The organism is Gardnerella sp. KA00718 (genome assembly GCF_049244285.1).
Lineage (GTDB): Bacteria > Actinomycetota > Actinomycetes > Actinomycetales > Bifidobacteriaceae > Bifidobacterium > Bifidobacterium vaginale.
On sequence record NZ_CP058370.1, the window covers coordinates 692,039 to 712,425 of the forward strand.

General features: G+C 38.0%; 16 protein-coding genes and 1 pseudogene. 10 read left to right on the top strand and 7 right to left on the bottom strand.

The genetic code is table 11. From position 1 onward, the window contains the following. The first annotated feature begins 314 nt into the window (after positions 1-314). The 6 genes from HXT55_RS02770 (at position 315) to HXT55_RS02795 (ending at position 6,862) form a co-directional block, all read left to right on the top strand. Positions 315-1,421 carry an ABC transporter ATP-binding protein gene (locus tag HXT55_RS02770; RefSeq protein WP_064623225.1) on the top strand — a complete coding sequence of 369 codons (1,107 nt, stop codon included), beginning with the start codon at positions 315-317 and terminating at the stop codon, positions 1,419-1,421. 10 nt (positions 1,422-1,431) lie between these two features. Next, on the top strand, positions 1,432-2,211 hold the full coding sequence (locus HXT55_RS02775) for a hypothetical protein (RefSeq protein ID WP_004114776.1): 780 nt from the start codon (positions 1,432-1,434) through the stop codon (positions 2,209-2,211). Then, positions 2,208-3,146, top strand: coding sequence for an ABC transporter permease (locus HXT55_RS02780; RefSeq protein WP_014554499.1), 939 nt, complete (start codon positions 2,208-2,210; stop codon positions 3,144-3,146). Before HXT55_RS02775 ends, HXT55_RS02780 begins: the two co-directional genes overlap by 4 nt. A gap of 419 nt (positions 3,147-3,565) precedes the next feature. Next, positions 3,566-4,873, top strand: a complete 1,308-nt coding sequence (locus HXT55_RS02785) for an MFS transporter (protein WP_064623609.1) — start codon at positions 3,566-3,568, stop codon at positions 4,871-4,873. A gap of 209 nt (positions 4,874-5,082) precedes the next feature. After that, a complete protein-coding gene (sstT, locus tag HXT55_RS02790) occupies positions 5,083-6,339 on the top strand; it encodes a serine/threonine transporter SstT (protein ID WP_004117528.1) in 1,257 nt (418 codons plus the stop codon). A gap of 100 nt (positions 6,340-6,439) precedes the next feature. Further along, on the top strand, positions 6,440-6,862 hold the full coding sequence (locus tag HXT55_RS02795; RefSeq protein ID WP_004113245.1) for a GNAT family N-acetyltransferase: 423 nt from the start codon (positions 6,440-6,442) through the stop codon (positions 6,860-6,862). A gap of 7 nt (positions 6,863-6,869) precedes the next feature. On the opposite strand, the gene epsC is transcribed toward HXT55_RS02795, so the two are convergent. Beyond that, positions 6,870-7,727 (bottom strand): serine O-acetyltransferase EpsC, encoded by an 858-nt coding sequence (epsC, locus tag HXT55_RS02800; protein WP_004117532.1) that lies wholly within the window; start codon positions 7,725-7,727, stop codon positions 6,870-6,872. Positions 7,728-7,866: 139 nt separating this feature from the next. Next, positions 7,867-8,799: a cysteine synthase A gene (cysK, locus tag HXT55_RS02805; RefSeq protein ID WP_064623483.1), complete on the bottom strand. Its 933-nt coding sequence runs from the start codon at positions 8,797-8,799 to the stop codon at positions 7,867-7,869. A 647-nt stretch (positions 8,800-9,446) separates the two neighbouring features. On the opposite strand from cysK, the gene HXT55_RS02810 reads away from it, so the two are divergent. Both HXT55_RS02810 and HXT55_RS02815 read left to right on the top strand, forming a co-directional pair. Continuing rightward, positions 9,447-10,256, top strand: a complete 810-nt coding sequence (locus HXT55_RS02810) for a nucleoside phosphorylase (RefSeq protein WP_064623618.1) — start codon at positions 9,447-9,449, stop codon at positions 10,254-10,256. A 272-nt stretch (positions 10,257-10,528) separates the two neighbouring features. Then, positions 10,529-12,331, top strand: a complete 1,803-nt coding sequence (locus HXT55_RS02815) for an ABC transporter ATP-binding protein (RefSeq protein WP_064623399.1) — start codon at positions 10,529-10,531, stop codon at positions 12,329-12,331. Positions 12,332-12,518: 187 nt separating this feature from the next. Here the strand turns inward: HXT55_RS02815 and HXT55_RS02820 are convergent, their stop codons facing one another. From HXT55_RS02820 to HXT55_RS02835, 4 genes are all read right to left on the bottom strand, one after another. After that, positions 12,519-13,334 carry an energy-coupling factor ABC transporter ATP-binding protein gene (locus tag HXT55_RS02820; RefSeq protein WP_004114797.1) on the bottom strand — a complete coding sequence of 272 codons (816 nt, stop codon included), beginning with the start codon at positions 13,332-13,334 and terminating at the stop codon, positions 12,519-12,521. Next, entirely contained in the window at positions 13,334-14,185 is an 852-nt protein-coding gene (locus HXT55_RS02825; RefSeq protein WP_064623397.1) for an energy-coupling factor ABC transporter ATP-binding protein, read from the bottom strand. The genes HXT55_RS02820 and HXT55_RS02825 overlap by 1 nt, the downstream gene beginning before the upstream one ends. Next, positions 14,167-14,967: an energy-coupling factor transporter transmembrane component T family protein gene (locus HXT55_RS02830; RefSeq protein WP_020761102.1), complete on the bottom strand. Its 801-nt coding sequence runs from the start codon at positions 14,965-14,967 to the stop codon at positions 14,167-14,169. Before HXT55_RS02830 ends, HXT55_RS02825 begins: the two co-directional genes overlap by 19 nt. Before the next feature lie 78 nt (positions 14,968-15,045). Next, positions 15,046-15,645, bottom strand: coding sequence for a sensor histidine kinase (locus HXT55_RS02835; protein ID WP_004114802.1), 600 nt, complete (start codon positions 15,643-15,645; stop codon positions 15,046-15,048). A gap of 354 nt (positions 15,646-15,999) precedes the next feature. Here HXT55_RS02835 and HXT55_RS02840 point away from each other — a divergent pair. After that, a pseudogene (locus HXT55_RS02840) lies at positions 16,000-16,985 on the top strand (DUF3137 domain-containing protein). 73 nt (positions 16,986-17,058) lie between these two features. Beyond that, complete coding sequence (locus HXT55_RS02845; protein WP_004113214.1) at positions 17,059-17,613, top strand: LemA family protein; 555 nt, start codon at positions 17,059-17,061, stop codon at positions 17,611-17,613. A gap of 188 nt (positions 17,614-17,801) precedes the next feature. On the opposite strand, the gene HXT55_RS02850 is transcribed toward HXT55_RS02845, so the two are convergent. Continuing rightward, on the bottom strand, positions 17,802-20,171 hold the full coding sequence (locus HXT55_RS02850; protein WP_421792438.1) for a hypothetical protein: 2,370 nt from the start codon (positions 20,169-20,171) through the stop codon (positions 17,802-17,804). Positions 20,172-20,387: the final 216 nt, after the last annotated feature.

Below are 20,387 nucleotides of genomic sequence, written 5' to 3' on the forward strand. Positions count from 1 at the left end.
TTTATGAGGTGTTGCGCTATGACTGCCCAAATGATCGCTAATCTTAAGAACGGTTTGAAAGGCATATAAAAGCACATAAAACAGCTTAAGATACATATTCTTTAGCAGTATTAAACACGCATTGCATATGATGTTTGTCATTATGTTTGCACATGCGCGTTGGTTTTTTGCACGTTTTTTGCATGTTGTTGCGTGTTCTTATCGTTCTTGTAAGCAAGCGTTATCTTTTTTATCTAATTAATTTTCATTGTTGAAATTTATTCAATAATAGTAAGAATTAAGCTTTAATAACACGTAAGAACGAAGCAATAATAATGAATAATAATATAGAAGACGCAACTAATAGTCGCGATAACAATAATAAGCAGTCAACTAGCAACTTAATATTGCGTATTGATAATATAACAAGATCTTATTCTCGTGGATTCGGTCGTAAGAAAACAACTCGCCAAGTTTTACATAACGTATCTTTTGATATTCATTCTGGTGAAATATTTTGCTTGCTTGGCCCTAATGGTGCAGGTAAAACAACTACCGTAAAAATTGTTGGTACGTTGTTAGCTCCTGATAGTGGTAGTGTTCGTATTGCCAATATTGATGCTGTGAGTAATCCTCGAGAAGCGCGTAAGCACGTGTCGTTACTTCTTGGAGGTGAGCGAGGATTTTATCAAAGGTTAAGTGCATTAGATAATCTTCGTTATTTTGCTGATCTTTCCGCTGTTCCATATAGGGAGCAAGGAAAGCGTATTCACGATGCTCTTGAGCAAGTCGATTTACTTGATAAAGCTCATGATGCTGTTCAAACTTTTTCAAGGGGAATGTGGCAGCGGTTACATATTGCTCGATCGCTGGTCGCTAGAACGGATCTTATGCTTTTAGATGAGCCTACCACTGGTTTGGATCCTGAAAATGCTAGGAAAGTACGTGAAATTATTCATGCTTTACGAGATCAAGGAATAGCGATTTTGCTAACTACGCATGAGATGAGTGAGGCTGAAAAATTAGCTGATACTGTTGCTGTAATAAATCACGGTAATATTATCGCTCAGGGAAGTGTTCAGCAGTTGGCTTCTTTGCAGCATATTGATCATGTAACAATGTACGCGTATGACTGTGAACTATCAAGCGGAACTCCTAGTGTTAAGGAAGAATTGCAAAAACTTGATGGAGTGTTGTGGTGTGATGTTTTTGAATCACACGGAGTGTTAAATATTACTATCGCGTGGAGCAAAACATTATCTCAAGAACGAAATATTAAAATTCCTGTTGATGGGATTACGCGTTTAGGTGATCGCGCTGCAAGTTTGGAAGAAACGTATCTTGCTATTGTGCAAAATGACAATATTTCTGCATCAAATATTTCTACTTCTTCTGCTGCTACGCCGTCTTCTTCGCCGTCCTTGCTCCCATTAAGTAAGTAGGAGGTTTAATATGAATACTTCTACTCATTCATACGCTTCTGTGATTCGTGGCATGTGGTTTCAGCTTAAAAGTTTAGCGAAAACAACGTTTTTCTTGCAAAATGCGATACTTGCTCCAGTATGTTTTGCGTTGATGAAAATTGTTGCCTACTATGGTTTTTCTCATGATTGCGCTAATTGTCTTAATAATATTTGGGTTGATTCTTCTATAGCTGGATTATGGTCTGCTACAACTACTGCTGTTGGAATTATTGGATACCAGCGTTATTTAGGAACATTACAATATTTAACTTTAAGTGTTATATCACCTTCTGCAGTGTTTCTTCCTATTGTAGGATCCGCAGCTTTACTTGGGTGCATTGGTATGCCGCTTGCGATTATTACCGTTGCTGTTTTATGCCATGGGTTCTTTATGATAACATTCACGCAGCTAGTTGGATACTTACTTTCTATGCTCGCTTGCGTAGCTTCTGCTGCATTATTATCTGGAATTTTTGTATTATGCCGTAAAGCTACAGTTTATGAAGGTTTGATTTTAATTCCTGTATGGATGCTTTGTGGAATAGTAATCCCTGTAGAATCAATGCCATTGCCTGCTCGCATTATTGCATTTATTCATCCGCTTACGTCTGCAGTGTGGGTGGCTCATGCGCAATCGTTTAATGCTACTACTGTGTTAGCAATTGTGTTATGTGTTGTATTATCCAGCGTTTTGCTTGTTATTGCAGGTTTTATGTTACGTCATGCTATTCGACTTGCAACGCTTAATGGGAGTTTAAACATAATATGATACGAAATAATAATCAGGTTGAAACTATGCGAAATAAAATTATTCAAAATAGTAAGTGCGCTAGATTGCATCAATATAATCAATATTCTCAGTATGGTCACGTGAGCGTGTTATCTAGTATACGAACTGGTGCAAGAGTGAGTATACAGAGTATACCTAGCTTAAATAGTTGGAATACTGCTGTTATTCGTATGATTATTGAGCCTCTTTTATCCACGTTCTTATACGTTTTTCTAGCTGGAGCTGTAAGTGGAGGATTCAATGGAACAGCTAGTGCTGCAACTAGCGCGGGTTTTAATCATAGTTTGATTGCTTCAACTCTTGCTGCTGTGATGGGAGCGTGTTCTATTTCCACAAGTATGACTGTGTCAGAAGCACTAGCATGGGATCGTTTTGAAGGCACAACACCATTCGTGCTTACAAGCGCAAAAGTTGCATTACCATTATGGTTAGGTCGTATTATTGCGCTCTTGACTATTTCTTTAGTGAGTGATGCTGTGACTTTGTTTATAACAATGCTTGTAGTAAGCCCAAGTGCTTTCTTGATGATTAATATGAGTGCGTTGATGCTGTTGTTCCTTATTGTTCCTGTTGCTTCTACGGGATTTGGTATTGCTATAGCTGCTATAAGCATGATGATGAATGATGTTTATACTATTTCTAACGCGCTTAGTGCAATACTTCCTATTGTTTGTGGTGTGATTGCTCCGATTAGCGTATTTCCTAAGATGATGCAATACGTGTTATATGTGATTCCAGTAACTCATGTTACTCAAGTATCGCGTAGTATAGTTGATGGTTCTGTAAATGTTGGCGTATCGCTACTTGTGATTCTTGTTGTTGGCATGTTATGGGCAATTGTTGGTGTGATCATATGGAATGTTGGTGTGGCGGTTCAACAGCGTAAAGGTACTTTAACCAATATAGGGTTTTAGCTGATAAATATGGGATTTAGTTAATTATATAAGGATTAGATTCGCTGGTGTGGAGTGGGTGTAATGCTAGTGGCATGTTGATTATTGCGTAAGATTGTTCAGCAAGCTACCAAGCTAATCTTAAACTTTTTAACGATTACCTTTTTCTATCGTTAAAAAGTGCACCCACTATCCATAGTGTGCACTCAAAAAAGTGTAGAAATACTCATGTGCGATAATAACGCAATTTTTGCTTTTTTTAAACAAGAGTATAGTGATATCAAATTTACTAAATAAGCTATTGGATTTGTGTAATTTGTAGTGAATTATTTAAGTTTGATAGCGATTTGTGAGTAGTTGTGTAAGTTTGCCTGTAAGTTTGCGTAAACTTGCATTATGATTTGCGATTTTGAAAGAGTTTTAGAGGAGAGTTGGTTGCTGTGAAGTCAATATTTAGCAAGAATAATATTTTTATTCGTATGAGATCTATTAGCCCAGCATTGCGATGGGCGCTGGTTGGCTTCTGTTTTTCTATGCTCGGTAACCAAGCGTATGAAGGCTCGGTTTTGCCTTCTATTATTATTGTGGGCTTGCCGGCTTGGGTGATTGGTTTTCGTAAGACTTTTATGACGGTTGCCGATTTTCTTTCGCCATGCTCTGGTTGGATAGTTGATAAGCTTGGCGGTTTTCGCGCTCTTGCTATGACTGAAGGCGTAGAAGGCGTGCTCAGTTTACTACCGCTTCTTATGCTTGGATCTCCTGCGTGGAAGTGGTCGCTTGTAGCTCTTTCTTGCGCATTGTTGATTACAGGTCAAGTGATTGACATTGCTAGCGAAGTTTTCGAGGTTGATGCTGCAGGTGGCGATGACGGTATGATTGTCAACTACAGCGGCATTGTTAGTATTTTGGCAAGTATTACAGGAACCTTGCTCGGCTCTCCGCTTGGATCTTGGATTGCAAGCTGGTCGATTCCTGCGGTTTTGATTTTCTCGTCCGTCACTTCTTTTGCGGCTTGTGCTACGCGATTTATTATGAAACAAGACATTGCGCAAGCGTCTTGCGAAATAGAGGAAAAAGCGCAAGCGTCTAATGAAGTAGAAGAAACACCGCAAGATGTAGAGGAAGCGTCGAAAGAATCGAAAGAAAATCAAGAAAATGATGTTGATTCCAAATCTGCATCTAATAAATCTGCGAATCCATTACTAAAGAGTAAAATCATGCTTCTTGCTGGATCTCTTTTGGTTGCTTTTATTCCTGCATGCTCTGTTTCCTATATTCTTCTTGGTCTAGGTAAGCAATATGGCTCTAAATCTTTAACAATACTGTATATTTTCACTGGTGTAGGAAGCGTGCTCGCATCCGTTTTGTATGCGCATTCGTCTCAAAAGCTCGGTTTAAGAAAAGTGGCGATTTTAGGTATTGCTGTGAGCTTGCTTGCTTATTGTCTTATGTTTATTAATCTTTTGCCAATGATGTGCTTTGCATTCTTACTTGAAGCGATTGGCGGAATGCTACTAGTAGAGCCGATTATTGTTGCGCGTCAGATTCTGTTTAATGGGAGTGCTCTCGCTAAGTTTTCTGGTTGGGCGCGCCTCGCGTTTGCGATTGGTGCTACTACTGGTTCTTGGATTGGATTTGCATTCTCATCGGCGTTCCAATGGCAGCTTTTGCCTATACTCGCGCTGATTTTCACAGCAGGATTGCTTGTTGTTTTGCCTCAATTACCCAATACGAGTTATGCAGATTAGATGATTTGCGCTGCAGAATATATGAAGTTTATATGTGATTAATAAGTGTTATCTTCTAAGCAAAAGGCATTGTTAAATTGCTAGAACTTAACGATTTGCATATATATGCATGCGTGTGTATAATATGTAAAAATAGAAGATCTTGCGAGTATGAATACAAATAAAAGAGTATAAAATATTCTGCACAAACTAAATTACAGGAGACTCTCATGCACAAGATTATTCAAAAGTGGAATAACATTGACCTTATTCTGCGTATTGTCATTGGTCTTTTTCTTGGCGCTGCACTTGGTCTTTTTGTGCCAGCTCACGTTTACGTGTTAGATCTTATTGGAAAGCTGTTTGTGAGCGCACTTAAATCCGTTGCGCCTATCTTGGTATTTTGCCTTGTGATTGGAGCGCTTGCAAAAGCAAAAAGTGTTGGAAACATGAAGCTTGTAATCGTGTTGTATGCGATTTCTACTTTCACTGCAAGCCTTATAGCTGTATGTGCAGCTATGATTTTCCCTGTTGACTTCACTTTTGCGCATGTTGAAGCAGCATCTTCACCATCTCCTCAAGGAATCGGTGAAGTTCTTAATTCTCTTGTGTTAAATATTGTTGTAAACCCTGTAGACGCTCTTGCTAAGGGAAACTTTATTGGTATTTTATTCTGGGCAATTGCCTTTGGTGTAGCGCTTCGTTTGGCTGAGCCTTCCACTAAAGCATTCTTTGATAACGTTTCGTCTGCTATTGGAAAAATTGTTCACTGGATTATTAACGCAGCGCCTTTCGGCATTATGGGTCTTGTTTATACAACAGTGGCAAGCAATGGTCTTCGTATTTTTAGTGAATACGGTTCCGTTATTGCCTTATTAGTATGCACTATGGCTGTTGTTGCTTTGATTGTTAATCCAATTTTGGTTTTTGCTCTCACTGGCAAGAATCCGTATCCTCTTGTATTGCGAACGTTGCGCGATTCGGGAGTTACAGCGTTCTTTATGCGTTCTTCTGCTGCAAATATCCCTGTAAACATGAATTTGTGCGAAAAACTCGGTTTTAACAAAGACAATTACTCAGTTTCTATATCGCTTGGATCAACCATTAATATGAGTGGTGCTGCTATAACGATTTCGATTATGGCTTTGTGTGCTGCTCACACTCTTGGGATTTACGTTGATATTCCAACAGCTGTGATTTTGTCTGTGCTTTCTGCAGTTAGCGCTGCAGGCGCGTCTGGTGTTGCTGGTGGTTCGCTTTTGCTTATACCTCTTGCGTGCTCATCGTTTGGTATTTCAAACGATATTGCTATGCAAGTAGTTGCTATTGGTCTTATTATTGGCGTGATTCAAGATTCGTGCGAAACTGCGCTTAACTCTTCCACAGATGTTCTCTTTACGGCAGTTGGCGAATATCGCATGTGGCAGCGTGCAGGTCTTAAGTTTAAGATGGGCAAGGATCACGAGCCAGTGCAACTTAAAAAGTAGCTGTTTTAGCTGTTGTTAAGTATTATTATTAGTGCGCGTTCTTCCGTTTTTACGTTTTAGATCGCGCACTTTTGTTATGTTTTGCGAGGTGTTGTTGTAAATGAATCTAGCAGATGTTCAACTAAAAGAGTACGAAAAATATAATAGCAAAGATATTTTAAGACTATATGATTCTGTTGGTTGGTCTTCGTATACAGATGATTTAGTTGCTTTAGAAAATGGCTTTAACAATTCACTCAAGGTTTTAGCTGCGTATAAAAATGATGAGCTAGTTGGAATTGCTAGAGCTGTTGGTGACGGATATACGGTTGTTCTTATTCAGGATATTCTTGTTTTGCCAGAGTATCAAAGGCAGGGAATAGGCTCTGCTTTGTTAAATGCGATTGTGGATTTTTACCCTAATGTTCGTCAAATTCAATTAACCACGGATTGTACTGAAAAAACTATTGCTTTTTATAAATCTGCTGGTTTTATTGAGTTATCAGAAATCGAGTGCTGCGGTTTTATAAAAGACAGAGCATGATTGCGTATTAGGCTTTAGGAAAGTGGTAGGTTGTGTTTGCAGGAATACTGCGGTTAATCCACGCGTTTGCTGCGATTATACTTCCGCTTCCTATTGTGGTTTCTCCGCCTAAGATTGTTGCGTTTGCGTAGATTACTACGTTATCGCCAATATTTGGATGCCGCTTTCCGCCTTTTATAGGATTTCCATCCTCGTCTAGCGCAAAACTTTGTGCACCCAGCGTTACGCCTTGGTAAAGCTTAACATGCTCGCCGATTACAGTTGTTTCGCCAATTACAATGCCAGTTCCGTGATCAATGCAAAAATATGCGCCAATTTTTGCTCCTGGATGAATGTCGATTCCAGTTCTTCTGTGTGCATATTCGCTCATAAGTCTAGGAATTAGCGGTACGTTAAGTTCGTATAGTGCGTGAGCTGTGCGGTGAATAAGCATCGCATAAAAACCAGGGTATGCGAGTGTGACTTCTACTTTGCTTGTGCAAGCAGGATCGCCTTCATACATGGCTTGAATATCTGTTAAAAGTAACTTTTTAATTGTAGGAAGAGTATTTATAAATTGATTGCAAGTTTCTCGAATTTTAATTGTGTTGCTTGTGTAGCATTGAAGTTCGTGGAATATAATGCGTTCTATAGTGTCTAATGCGTTTGAAGTAACGGTATTTAAACTAGCGTTAGTATTCAAACTAGCGTTGAGTTGTGTAGCCTCGTTGCTTTCATTGCGCACATGCAACTCAGGCAAAAGTAGAGCCTGAGTCGCATGTATGAGCGCAATAATATTTCGGTAATTAGGTATGAATGTAGCTTGTCTTATGTCTGAATCGTAAATTGAGTTTAGTTGATTTATAAGATCAAGGCGATCATTCATACATTTCTCCCGTTATTTTTGATATTTTCTTTATTTTATAGTTTTGATCATTATCTAATAATGTTATTTATTATCCATTTATTATCCATATATTATTTAATCAAAACTTGCGTATTTACAGTAGTGCTCCTAAATGTAGTTAGTCTTCAAATAATGCTGTAGACAAGTATCGATCTCCTGAATCGGGAAGTATTGCAACAATGGTTTTACCGCTGTTTTCTTCTCTTTTTGCTTCTTGGATTGCTGCCCAGATTGCAGCTCCAGAAGAAATACCCACGAGAACGCCTTCTTTTTTGCTTATAAGCTTGCCGCTTTCGATTGCGTCTTCATTTGTTACGTGAACAATGCGATCGTAAATGTTTTGGTTGAGCACATCTGGCACGAATCCTGCGCCGATTCCTTGAATCTTGTGCGCTCCTGGCTTGCCGCCTGCGAGTACAGGTGAGTCGGATGGTTCTACTGCGATTACTTCCAGATGCGTATTTTGTTCCTTTAAATATGTGCCAGTACCTGTGATTGTGCCACCTGTTCCAACGCCTGCAATGAGCATATCCACGTTTCCGTCAGTGTCTTGCCAAATTTCTGGCCCAGTTGTTTTGTAGTGCGCGTGCACATTTGCTTGATTGGTAAACTGTCCTGGAGTCCACGCGTTTGGCGTGTTTTCAACGATTTCCTTCGCTTTGGCAATTGCGCCTTTCATTCCTTCTGCAGCTGGGGTGAGCACGAGTTCGGCGCCGTATGCTTTCATAAGTTTTCTGCGTTCAATAGACATGCTTTCTGGCATAACAATAATGCTTTTGTATCCTTTTGTTTGAGCAATCATTGAAAGACCAATGCCAGTATTTCCAGAGGTTGGCTCAACAATTACTGAGCCTGGTTTAAGCGTGCCTTCGGCTTCTGCTTCTTCAATCATCTGCTTTGCAATTCGGTCTTTTACAGAGCCTGCTGGGTTGAAGTATTCGAGTTTTACAAGGATTTTTGCTGCTAGATTATACTCTTTTTCAATGTGCGTAAGCTCCATAAGTGGAGTGTGGCCTACGAGTTCTTGCACGGACTTGTAAATATTAGACATAATATTTCCCCTTACTTGTTTGTTATTTTACTTGTTTGTTTTTGTTTTGTTTGATTTGTTTTGTTTGATTTGTTTTTAATTTTTAAAAAATGATTTTATTAATAAAGCGACTATTGCTTTATTAGTTGTTTCTAAAGATGCCATTTATCTGTTTAATATCTAATCCGTATTAAATTGTTATCTTTTTAACGTCTTATATTCGATTTTTGGCATAAAAAAAGAAACAGCGCGCTGTTTCTTGAATCGTAATTTGCTGTGTTTTAACGTAAATGTTTTTAACACAGGCTAGATGATGCATACTTAGTGCTTGCAAACATCATTTCGATTAAGAAATGCGCAACAGCATACGTTACAACAACAATTTGTCATCATATTTGTATGATACATGCGCACTCCTTTACTAGTCGAAATGGTGATAAGTGAAGACTATAGCGAATGGATTTGTGTTTGTCAAACTTGATTTGTGTTTGTCAAACTTTGATATGTATTCTTTCTTATGCGTGAGTGTCTCTGTTTGGCGATAGTAGCCAATTGTTGCGAATTTGCTGTGTTTGGCTGATTTGTGATTTTTGTGCGATAATGTGCGTGCTGGTATATAGGATTGAATGGCTTGTAGAATTAGTTGATTGTATGAAAGAGTTGATTATATGACAGAATATGATTTGCCGATTTTAGAGTATGATTACGATAAAAGTGCAGTTTTAATGCCAAAACACGATAATATTTCTGTTCAGCTTCCATCTAAAGCGGTTTTTGCTTTCTTAGGCGATGAAATCGATCAGTATGCTTTAAGCAAGAAAGCTACGATTGTAGCAAATTTTGAATCTGCAACTAAAGTATATCCAATATATGTTTTGGAAGAAAAAGTAGAGAAAAAAGTAAGAGAAAATACAGTCAGCGAAGTAGAAGAAGAAACGCAAAAAATCTGCTTAGTGCAGGCTCCAGTTGGTGCTCCTGCCGCTGTTCAGATCTTAGACTGGCTGATTTCTTACGGTGTTAGCGAAGTTGTTAGTGCTGGTTCTTGCGGATCGCTAGTTGATTATGCGGAAAATGTTTTCCTGGTTCCGTATAAAGCTTTAAGGGATGAGGGGACTTCTTATCATTATTTGCCTCCAAGTCGTTATGTTGACGTTTCAGAGCGCTCGAGACGTGCTATTTTACAAACTTTACAGGCGCATAATTTGCCTTATCATGAAGTTAAAACGTGGACTACGGATGGGTTTTTCCGTGAAACTAAGACGAAAGTTGCTAATCGTAAGCAGGAGGGATGCGCGGTTGTTGAGATGGAGTGTTCTGCTTTAGCGGCTTGTGCGCAAATGCGTGGGATTGTTTGGGGTGAGATTCTTTACACTGCAGATACTTTGCACGATGTTGAAAATTACGATGAGCGCAATTGGGGTGGAGACTCTAAAGCGTATGCTCTTGAGCTTTGTATTGAAGCAACGTTGCGCATTTGACACGTTTACACTGATATTACATATGGAATCAGTATTTTAATTTGATTTTTTTTTTTAACTCTATGCTTATTATTTCTGTCAAGAATTACGTATAAATGCGTTTAAGTATTACGTTAAGGGTTAATAATTATGATAAGTATGATAGTGTAGCTTTCAATGCTTTGTAGCGAGTGAATAAGCAAATAGCTTATGAAGATGCTAGCTGCGAAAATGCTATTAGAGAAGAGATAATAGAAATAGTATAGATATAAAGGAAGTGAGAGGTAGCGAGAATGAGTAAAACTGACAACGCGGCAATTCAGCAATCGTCCGCGAATCAAAATACTGTGGCGAATCAGCAATCGTCCGCGAATCAGCAATCATCCAAACTGCATCCCGACGTGAAAAATTACGTAAAACTATTTTTCAAGGAAAACAAACTTGTAGCTTTTCTTTCGATGATAGTTTTTATTGCCTTGTCTATGATTTTCACTGCTATTTCTTGGATTTTGCAAATTATTTTCGACTATATGTCTGGCAAAGGAGCCTTCTCTTTAACTACTATTTTTCTGCTTGTCGCTTCCTTTATGCTGGTAATCTCCCTGATTTTTGCGTTGAAGCGCAGCGCGTATCCTCGCTTTCTTGAAAAAGCAATGAATCAGTATAAAGAGTCTGTTATTAAGAAGCTTTTAAAAAAGAGTTATAGTGATTTTTCGCTTGCGAATTCTGGCACGTATCTTTCTGTACTTACTAATGATTGCGAGCGTATTCAAGAAAAGTATTTGAAGAAGATTTTTGACTTTGTTCAAGACGTTCTTATGCTTGTAAGCTCGCTGGCTCTTATGATTTACTACAGTCCGCTGCTCACTGTTATTGCTCTTATTATTTCTGTGCTTCCAATGGCGTGCTCGATTCTTACAGCTAACGGAATTGCCGCTCGTGAGGAGCAGGTTTCTAAATCGAATGAGTCTTATACGGCCCTGACGAAGGATGTTTTGAATGGAGTTTCGGTTATTAAGAGTTTTAAGGCGGAGCAGGAGGTTATTAACCGTTATCAGAATCAGTCGATGGAGCTTGAGCATACTAAGAATCTTCGCGAAAAAACGATGACTACTGTTTCTGCTCTTGGAACGATTTCAAGCCTTGCAACTCAGCTTGGCGTGATGCTTGTTGGCGCTTGGATGGTTAACGCTCATGTTGGTGTTATTACTGCCGGAATGGTGTTAGCTTTCACTAATTTGATGAATGGAGTGCTTCAGCCTATTGCAAGTCTTCCGCAAATGCTTGGCGAGATGAAGGGTGCTAAGAAGCTTATTAGTAAGATGGCTGATTATATGAGTAACGTTAAGGAAGATTCTGGCGATATTATTGACGATTCTATTAAAAGCATTGTTTTGCGAGATGTTTCGTATTCTTACGATGCTGATCGTAAAGTCTTGAAAAACGTAAATCTAACTTTGCAAGCTGGAAAATCTTACGCGATAGTAGGGCCTTCTGGTGCTGGTAAGAGTAGCTTGATTAATTTGCTTATGGGATATTACAAGGATTATGAAGGTAGCGTGCAGCTGAATAATCACGAACTTAGCAATGTGAGCAAGAGTTCGCTTTATGATAAGACGACTCTTATGCAGCAGTCTGTGTTTATGTTTGATGCTTCGATTTTAGATAATATTACGCTTTTTAAGCCATTTCAGGACGCGGAGGTGGATCGCGTGATTCACTTGGCTGGTTTGGATGATTTGATTGCTGCTAAAGGTAAGGATTATCAGTGCGGCGAGAACGGTAGTCATCTTTCTGGCGGCGAAAAGCAACGTATTGCTATTGCGCGAAGCTTGCTTAAAAAGTCCGAGATTTTGCTGGTTGATGAGGCAACGAGTGCGTTAGATAACGAGACGAGCGCGAACGTAACGCAGTCTATTTTGGATTTGCAAGGAATTCTTCGACTCGTGGTAACTCATCGCTTGGATGCTAATTCACTTAAGCAATATGATGAGATTCTTGTGATGAAAAGCGGCGAGCTTATTGAGCGCGGAAGCTTTGAGGAGCTTATGAATCAGAAGGCTTACTTCTACTCGCTTTACACTGTGTCTATGTGAGTATATGGCGCTGGCTTGGGGCTGGCTTGCGCTGGTTTGTTGTAATGTGCTGTGCAATTTCAATCTCGGTAAAAATATTAACGCAGCATGCTTTCTGCGATAGTAGCCAATCGCCCGCGAATTTGCAGCGATTGGCTACTTTGGTATTGGATACTTTGCGATTAGCGCTCTGATTATTCCGTTTCTGCTATCTGCGATTATTTCGTTCACGATACGAGTTCACAAATTCTTCAACAGATAGGAACGTATTTTCATAACCCAGTTTCTCACACAGCTTCACAACATCTGGCTTATCAAGATGTGCGCTAGAAAGTATGTTGTCTCGCATAAATGCGTCGCGCGCAGTGCCGTCAAAAAGAACCTTGCCATTTGAAAGCACAACAACGCGATTAAATACTCGAGCCACAAAATCCATATCGTGAAGAACAGCTATAACAATTTTCCCCTGAGAAACAAGGTGCTTAATAATTGATTCAATACAACGTTTTCCGCAATCGTCCTGAGCAATCGTAGGCTCATCTAAAATAACAACTTGAGTATCCATTGCTAAAATTGACGCAATAGAAACCATTTTTCTTTCACAAAGACTTAAATCGTAAGGATTTAAGTCGCTTTTATCTAAAAGTCCTACGAGTTTTAGACTTTCTTTTGCTTGGATCAATGCTTGACTCTTATCAATTCCAATTTTTAAAAGTCCAAACATTACTTCGCGTATAACAGTTGATTCAAAAATCTGGTCATCTGGATTCTGGAATACAAAGCCAATATCTTTAGCAAGAGATGGAACGCTACATTTTGCAATATCTTTACCATTTAATAAAACGCTTCCAGATTTCGGCGTAAGAAGTCCTCTAAGGATTTTAAGTAAAGTTGTTTTTCCAGTGCCATTTTGACCAACAATAGCGCATGTTCCAGGAGCAAAAGACAAATTTAGATTGTTGAATATTTGTGTTGTTGGAGTATGAGAAAAAGACACGTTTCGTATTTCAATAGTAGGAGTCATTATAAGCGATTCCCTTCGTGCGAGCTTAAAATTTGTGACGTTTGCTCAAGAGTTATTGGATACAAGCCATTATTGTTTTTTAACGAAAGTTTTTTGCAAATTTGAGTATAAACAGGAGGATTTACGCCATATTCTTCCAAGTCTTCGCGAGAAAAGATTTTTTGCGGAGTATCAAAATCAATGAGTTTTCCTTCGCTTAAAAGCATTACGCGGTCGCTATATTGCGCGATTTTTTCCATTTTGTGCTCAACCATAATAATAGTTTGACCCTGATTTTTTAAGGATTCTACCGACTTAAAAACCTCTTCAGAACCTTTAGGATCAAGCTGCGAAGTTGGCTCGTCTAAAATTATTATTTCTGGTTGCATAACTAAAATAGCGGAAATAGACATTCGCTGCATTTGACCGCCAGATAAATCGTATGGAGAACAATCTTTAAGATGGGCAATGTTGAGCATGTCCATGATTTTCTCTACGCGACTTTGCATCTCGTTTTGCTCAATTCCAAGATTTTCAAGCCCAAACGCAATTTCTTCGTACACAGTAAGCTTAGATCCAGTAATTTGATTAAAAGGATTTTGAAAAACTAAACCAACTTTTTTGCAAAGACTGTCTATTGGCGTAGTTTTTGCATTAAGACCGTCTACCTCAACTTTGCCGCCGTATGCTCCGTGGTAAAGATTAGGAACAAGACCTAAAATGGCTTGAGATAATGTTGATTTTCCAGCTCCATTAGCACCTATTATTCCAATAAATTCGCCTTTATGAATATCGCAAGAAATGTCATTAAGTGCAAGAGTATTACTATAAGGATAGCGATATTTTAAGTGCTCTATATGAATAGCTGCCATGCTATATATCCTAAATTATGAAGCAACGCATAAATAATAGACGCTATTATTACAATTAAACAAGCGCATAAAAATAGCGTATTGTATTTGCTTGGCTTAAATGGTTTTATGAATGTTTTTTGATTATTGCACGAAAATCCGCGAACTTCTAAAGCTATAGTTCTTTCTTTAGAACTCATAAATGAAGACATTATAATCGGGGATATTAAAGGCAAAAAAGCTTTGAAACGCGTTATAAGAGAACCTTTTGTTTTCAATCCTCTGCTTCTTTGAGCGTCAACAATAGTCGAAGTTTGCTGTGTTATTTGAGGAATGATTTGGAATAGAGATACAAAAACATAACCCATCTTAGGTGGTAATCCAGCTTGTATCATCTCTTGCATCATATTAGAAGGTTTAGTTGTAAGCGTTAAAACACAAAATGCAAACGAAATATTTAATATATTTAGCACAATCTTCATAGCTACTTCAAAACCTTCTTTGCGAGCAATCAAAGGTCCTAGTTTGAATAAAATCGTGTAATTTCCTGATCTAAAGAAAGTCTGAACTATAAAAATAGTTACAATAATAAAACCAGTAACTTGTATTACGATTTTTATTTTTGCTAGAACCTTTGATGTTGCAAGTAAGATTAGGCTCAAAATAATAAAGATAGCGAAAGAACTATAGCCTCCAAGCAAACTCGGTGTACTTGTAGCGCATATTACGTATGCAAGCTTGGTTTTTGCAGATAGTCCGTTTAGAAACGAATGCTTATCTTCAAATAGGCTGATGCTTTTCATGCTATCTCGTCTTATTGTGCTTATATTAAAACTTGTAGAACTTAGCGTTTATGCGATTTATTTTCTGGTGATAAACGTTTATTTATCAAGATCTTCGTCATCTGATTGATATATGGCTATTAAACTCTTAGGAAGAACTTTATAAATTCCAGCTGCAAGGAACAAAACAACAATCTTGTCTGGTATATCTACAACAAGCTCATCTACGAATGATGCAAAGAAGCCTTTGGAACCCATTGCTGCAAAAACAGCGTCACCCCAAACGTTTCCAGTGGTTCCGCCCCAATAAATCATGTTTAGAGGTGTAGAAATGATTATTGCGATTGCTGCAACAATAAGGCTTGTTATAAAAATGTGTAGGCCTTTGTCCATATATTTTAATCGTGCAGCGATTCCAACGCTTACTCCAATTGCTGCAGCTGTAATGCTATAGACTGTAGAAATTGGATCAATTGTTAAGCCGTAAACAATATTGGTTAAAAATCCAGCAATTCCGCCTACAACAGGCCCAGCCAAGCATGCTGAAATGCAAGTGCCTAGTGTGCCAAGCCAAAGTGGTAGTTTTAGCATGCTTGCAAATAGTTTCGCAACATAATTTATGCCGATTGCGGCTGGTATTAGTACGAGTGAAGCAGTAGTTAATTTAACGCTCCAAATATTTTTTAGTTTCTTTACCATTTTTGAACTTCCTATCAGTTAAGGAATAAATTCAAGTTCATTATACGCTTTGAGAAATGTTATTAAAGTAGTTGAAAATTAATGTGTTATAAATTGTAATCTTGTTTATTTTTTGTTATTTTAACTGATTCTTTATTATTTATTTTGTATTAAATTTTTGCGGAAAATAATCACAGATATACCACTTCTCTAGCAAAATCAAAGTGGTTATTATTCAACTATTTCAAATTCAAATATTCAAAAATTCTAGTATTCCAAATAATGGTTATTTATGATAAAAAAATATAAGAGCCTTTTATATTTTTTATAAAAATTTTGTTATAAAAATGTTGCAATTATAAGAGGGAGATGACGATGAATGTAAAACATAGTAGCGTGTTTACAAATCCCGAAGTTTTAGAAAGACTTAATAAATTAGAAAAATCTCCACAAATGCAAGGGAAACTAAATGAGTTAAAAGAAGGCGTAAAAAATAACGCTTTTGACCCAATGCGTTTAATCCCATTAATACCAGTTGTACTGATTATTGGTGCTGTTGGCAATTATCTGCCTTCTCTTGATTACTCTACTTATAAATATCCTTTACTCATAATAATTGCTTTTGTTGTTTGCTTTGCTGGCAAGTTTTTTGTAACAAATAAGGTTGATGTAAATACTCTATATGCGAATAATGTCTTAACGCCGATTCTAAATGCGATTCTGCCTGGAACGGTATTAGAAAATTCTGAAGGAATTGACGACAGTATTTTTAATAATCTTCTGCCAATATCGAGTAGGTATTATTCAAACAAACACATAATTTTTGGCGATGAATCTAAAACAGAATTTTCAAACATGCAAGCAATGCACTTTTCTAGAACTGAAAGCGGAAAACTGTCAAAAAAACGGATTTTATTGGGCAAGTCTTATTAATAAACACAAAAACCAATATAAATGGTCACATTAGAATCGTTCCCGTTACTGGAAAGAACTTTATGGGGCAAAAACTAAGTGGATACTATGGTAAAAAAACAAAAGAGGAGAGCGAAGTTCAAACAGAATCCATTGAATTTAACAATTCGTATTCAATCTTTTCTACAGACGATTTTTATACAAAGTTTGTATTAGATCCAAGTTTTATAGAAATATTGAATAATTTGCAAAAAAGAATGAGAGTTTGCATATATCTAGATAGCGAGCATATTATTGCAGCTTTTGATTCTGGTCGGTATATATTAGGAAGTCCTGGAAAATCTGGAATAGAAAACCTATCTTTAACAAGAGAATATGCAAGATTTAGAGATGTTTTGGCTGAATATTACGAAATAATCAGCGTAATTAGAGAGAAATTGCAAAATTAGAGATTGCACACTAGTGAATTGCAAAAACAGAGACAATTAAGACTAGAAAAAGGCTAAAAATAAAGGAGACATTATGGATTATGAAACTATTTTAATAGTTATTGCAGCAGTGCTTGTAGTGGCTATTGGTTGGTTTATTGGCACGTTAAATAGGCTAAAAAAATATAGAGTGATTATAAATGAGTCGCAAAAAAACGTTGACATTGCGCTCGCTAAAAGATACGACACGATTTGCCAAATGTTCAAAGTTGCACAATCGTTTGCAAAGTACGAAAAAACAACATTAGTGGATTTAGTGAGTTTAAGAGAAGGATTAAACTCCGCTGATTCTAGCGAAGCAATGAAAAATCAGAATAATGCAATAGGGAAGATTTACGCTTTGGCAGAAGCTTACCCAGAATTAAAGTCTTCCGAACAATTTTTGAATTTGCAAGAAGAAGTAAACGACGAAAATGAGCAATTGGCTGCAACAAAAAGAATCGTAAATAGTAATATCAGCGCTCTTAATCAAAATATTGTTACTTTCCCAGTTTCGCTTATTGCAAGATTAAGCGGAATAAAGCAGATGGATTTTCTTGATGAAGATGATTTAAGCAATAAGAAGAATATTGATAGCATACTGAGCTAGCGAATATGTTTAGTTAGTGAAAATGTTTAGCTAGACGGTATATCTAATGTAGGCAATCGCCCGCGAATTTGCATCGATTGGCTACATTTGTATTGGTTGATTGGTGTTTTTAAAAATAAACGCCAGTTAGTTTAGTTCAACTTGACTGGCGTTTATTAGTTATTTGCGTTATTGGTTATCTGTGCTCGTTACTTGCTGTGCTTGCCAATGCGCGTGCGTTTAAGCGAAAATGCGCCGAAAGCTGACAGCAGGAACGCTAATCCAGTGCCTGCAATGGTTGAGGTTGTAGAACCTGCGCGTGCAAGCGGTTCGTGCGTTTGTAGAGTCGGTGCTTCTTCCACAGTCTCTTCTTGCGTTGGTTCCGGTTCTGGTTCCAGTTCTGTCACTGGCATTGGCATTTGTTCTAGCGCAGGAATTATAGGAACTGGAATAGGCTCCGATTTCGTAGTTGGAACAGGAGTTGGTTCCGGCTTTGGTGGTTCCGGTTTAGGTGGTTCCGGTTTAGGTGGTTCCGGTTTAGGTGGTTCCGGTTTAGGTGGTTCCGGTTTAGGTGGCTCCGGTTTTGGAGCTGGTTTAGGATCAGGCTGTATAACATCAAAGAAAGCATTGATAAAAGCTACGTGCTTCGCATTGCTCTTCTCATGCAACGTTATACCCGGCTCATAGGTATATTTTGGCGTTTCTGCTGGATTAAGAACCATTGGAAGATTATCCAACTTAGAGCCATCTGTGTTGTAAGAATCCCCAACCTGAGCATCTTTATTCGCGGTAAATGTAATTGAATAATCCGTATGCAGCACATACGACACATTCATATCCATCAAAGACGTCTGCCGATTTCGAGTAAACAGAACCTTTTTTATTTCCACTTCCTTTGGTTCTGGATTCAATACCTTCATAAATTCATCAGTAATATCCTTAATTGGCTTACGATTTTCATCTACCAGATAAAACTTGAGTGGCACCGTTTTTGTTTCTCCCGGCTTAAGATAAATAGGGCCATTAGCATACATGGCAGTTACTGTTCTACTAACATTATTGTCGCCAAGATCACTAAATTTATACTGCTGCTTTGTTAGAGGATTAGTTCCAGGTTCGCCTTCAAAAATATCATTCCTATTTTTATACGCCTTGAATTTCTTAAATTCACCTACCGTCATATAGTCTGAGCCATCTTTACCTTTATGGATCGTTGCTATATACACAGGAATTTCGCGGCTTATTTCGCCATTCTTCCAGGCAATCGTAGGAGCGCCATCAAAATTCTTATTCAGAAAGTCGTAGGTCAAACCTTCCAGCCCTACGCCACCGACTTTTTGTTCAAGATTGTGTTTTGCAAAGCTATACGTGCCTATTGTTGTTTGGTTAATTGAGTCCCACATCTTCTGTGAATTTTGATCTTTGAAGAACCATGGCGTTTCTTTGATGTTTTCTTCTGTTGTTTTTCCGTCCTTCGTGATTTTTAGCGTAACGTTGCTGAGTTTTCTTGCGGAAATAGCTTTACCGTCTTCTGTAAACGCTGCAACATCTGTCATTGTCAACGCGTTTGTATTGGGATTGTAACTGAGATACTGAGCGTACGCCCTTATTTGTTCAGTATTAGTATTTTTATCGTTATTTATTACTTGCCACTGAACCTGTTTGTCGTTACTGTCCGTTGCGGTTCCAGATGCCAATACATTAGTAGCAGACTCAGGTGGCTTTGGCTGTGGTGTTGGTGAAACAACGGGTGGCTTTGGCTTATTTACAGTAATGTTTTGCAATATGCCCAACGTTATATAGTCTGAATCTTTGCCCGTATGGGTTGTTGCCATGTATACAGGAATTATGCGGCTTGTTTCACCTTCCTGCCAGTCTGTTATTATTGGCGTGCCCTCAACTTTGCGCGCACTAAAGTTGTATTTCAAACCGCTAAGGTGTTTGCCGCCAACTTTTTGTTCTTGATTGTATCTCGTAAAGTTGTACGAACCGATTGTTGTTTTATCAATTTCATCCAAAATATTCTTTAAATATTGACTTTTGTAGAACCATGGTGTTTCTTTAATATTGCTAATGATTGTAGGCGTCGTTTCATTGTTGTTTGTAACTTTTAAGGTAATTTCGTTATATTTTCTTGCAACAACATTTGCTGCTTCATTCTTGAATGGCAAATTGCTCATAGTTGCGATTAGCTTATTATTATTAGAATCATAATTGAGCTGTTTGCCATATTCGCTCATCTTTGCCGCGTCAGTAGCTTTGATATTACTGGAATTATCCGTTACTTGCCATTTGACTTGTGTGCCGTTCTTATCGGTCGCTGTCCCCGATGCTAATTCATTGCTTGTTGAATCAGCGTGTGATGTGTTTTGCTGAACATCCTTATCTGTCGTTACGCCTTTGGAATCAACAGTTGTTTGAACCGTATTTGTATCGTAGTCGCGATCTTCACTGGTAGTGTTGTTGTGGTTAGTAGATTTATCATTTTTTAAATTATGCTGATTAGTGGAATCGGTATGTGGTGGGGGGGGGGGTATTTGTTTTTGTGCTACTATTTGCACTCTCAACATTAGTTCCATTGACACTACTTGCAATAACATTAGAAGCATAAGCGGTTTGGCTCATGCATACTGCGCAAGCTGCGGTCGCAATACCCATCATGGTTGAAGTCAGAATGATTTTCGTTGTCTTATCCATAAAATACCCAATTAATTAACTAAACCTTTGTTACTTTATTTCATAAAATATAACAAATACATAATTGCATACTACATTATAATGATTTTGATAAAAAA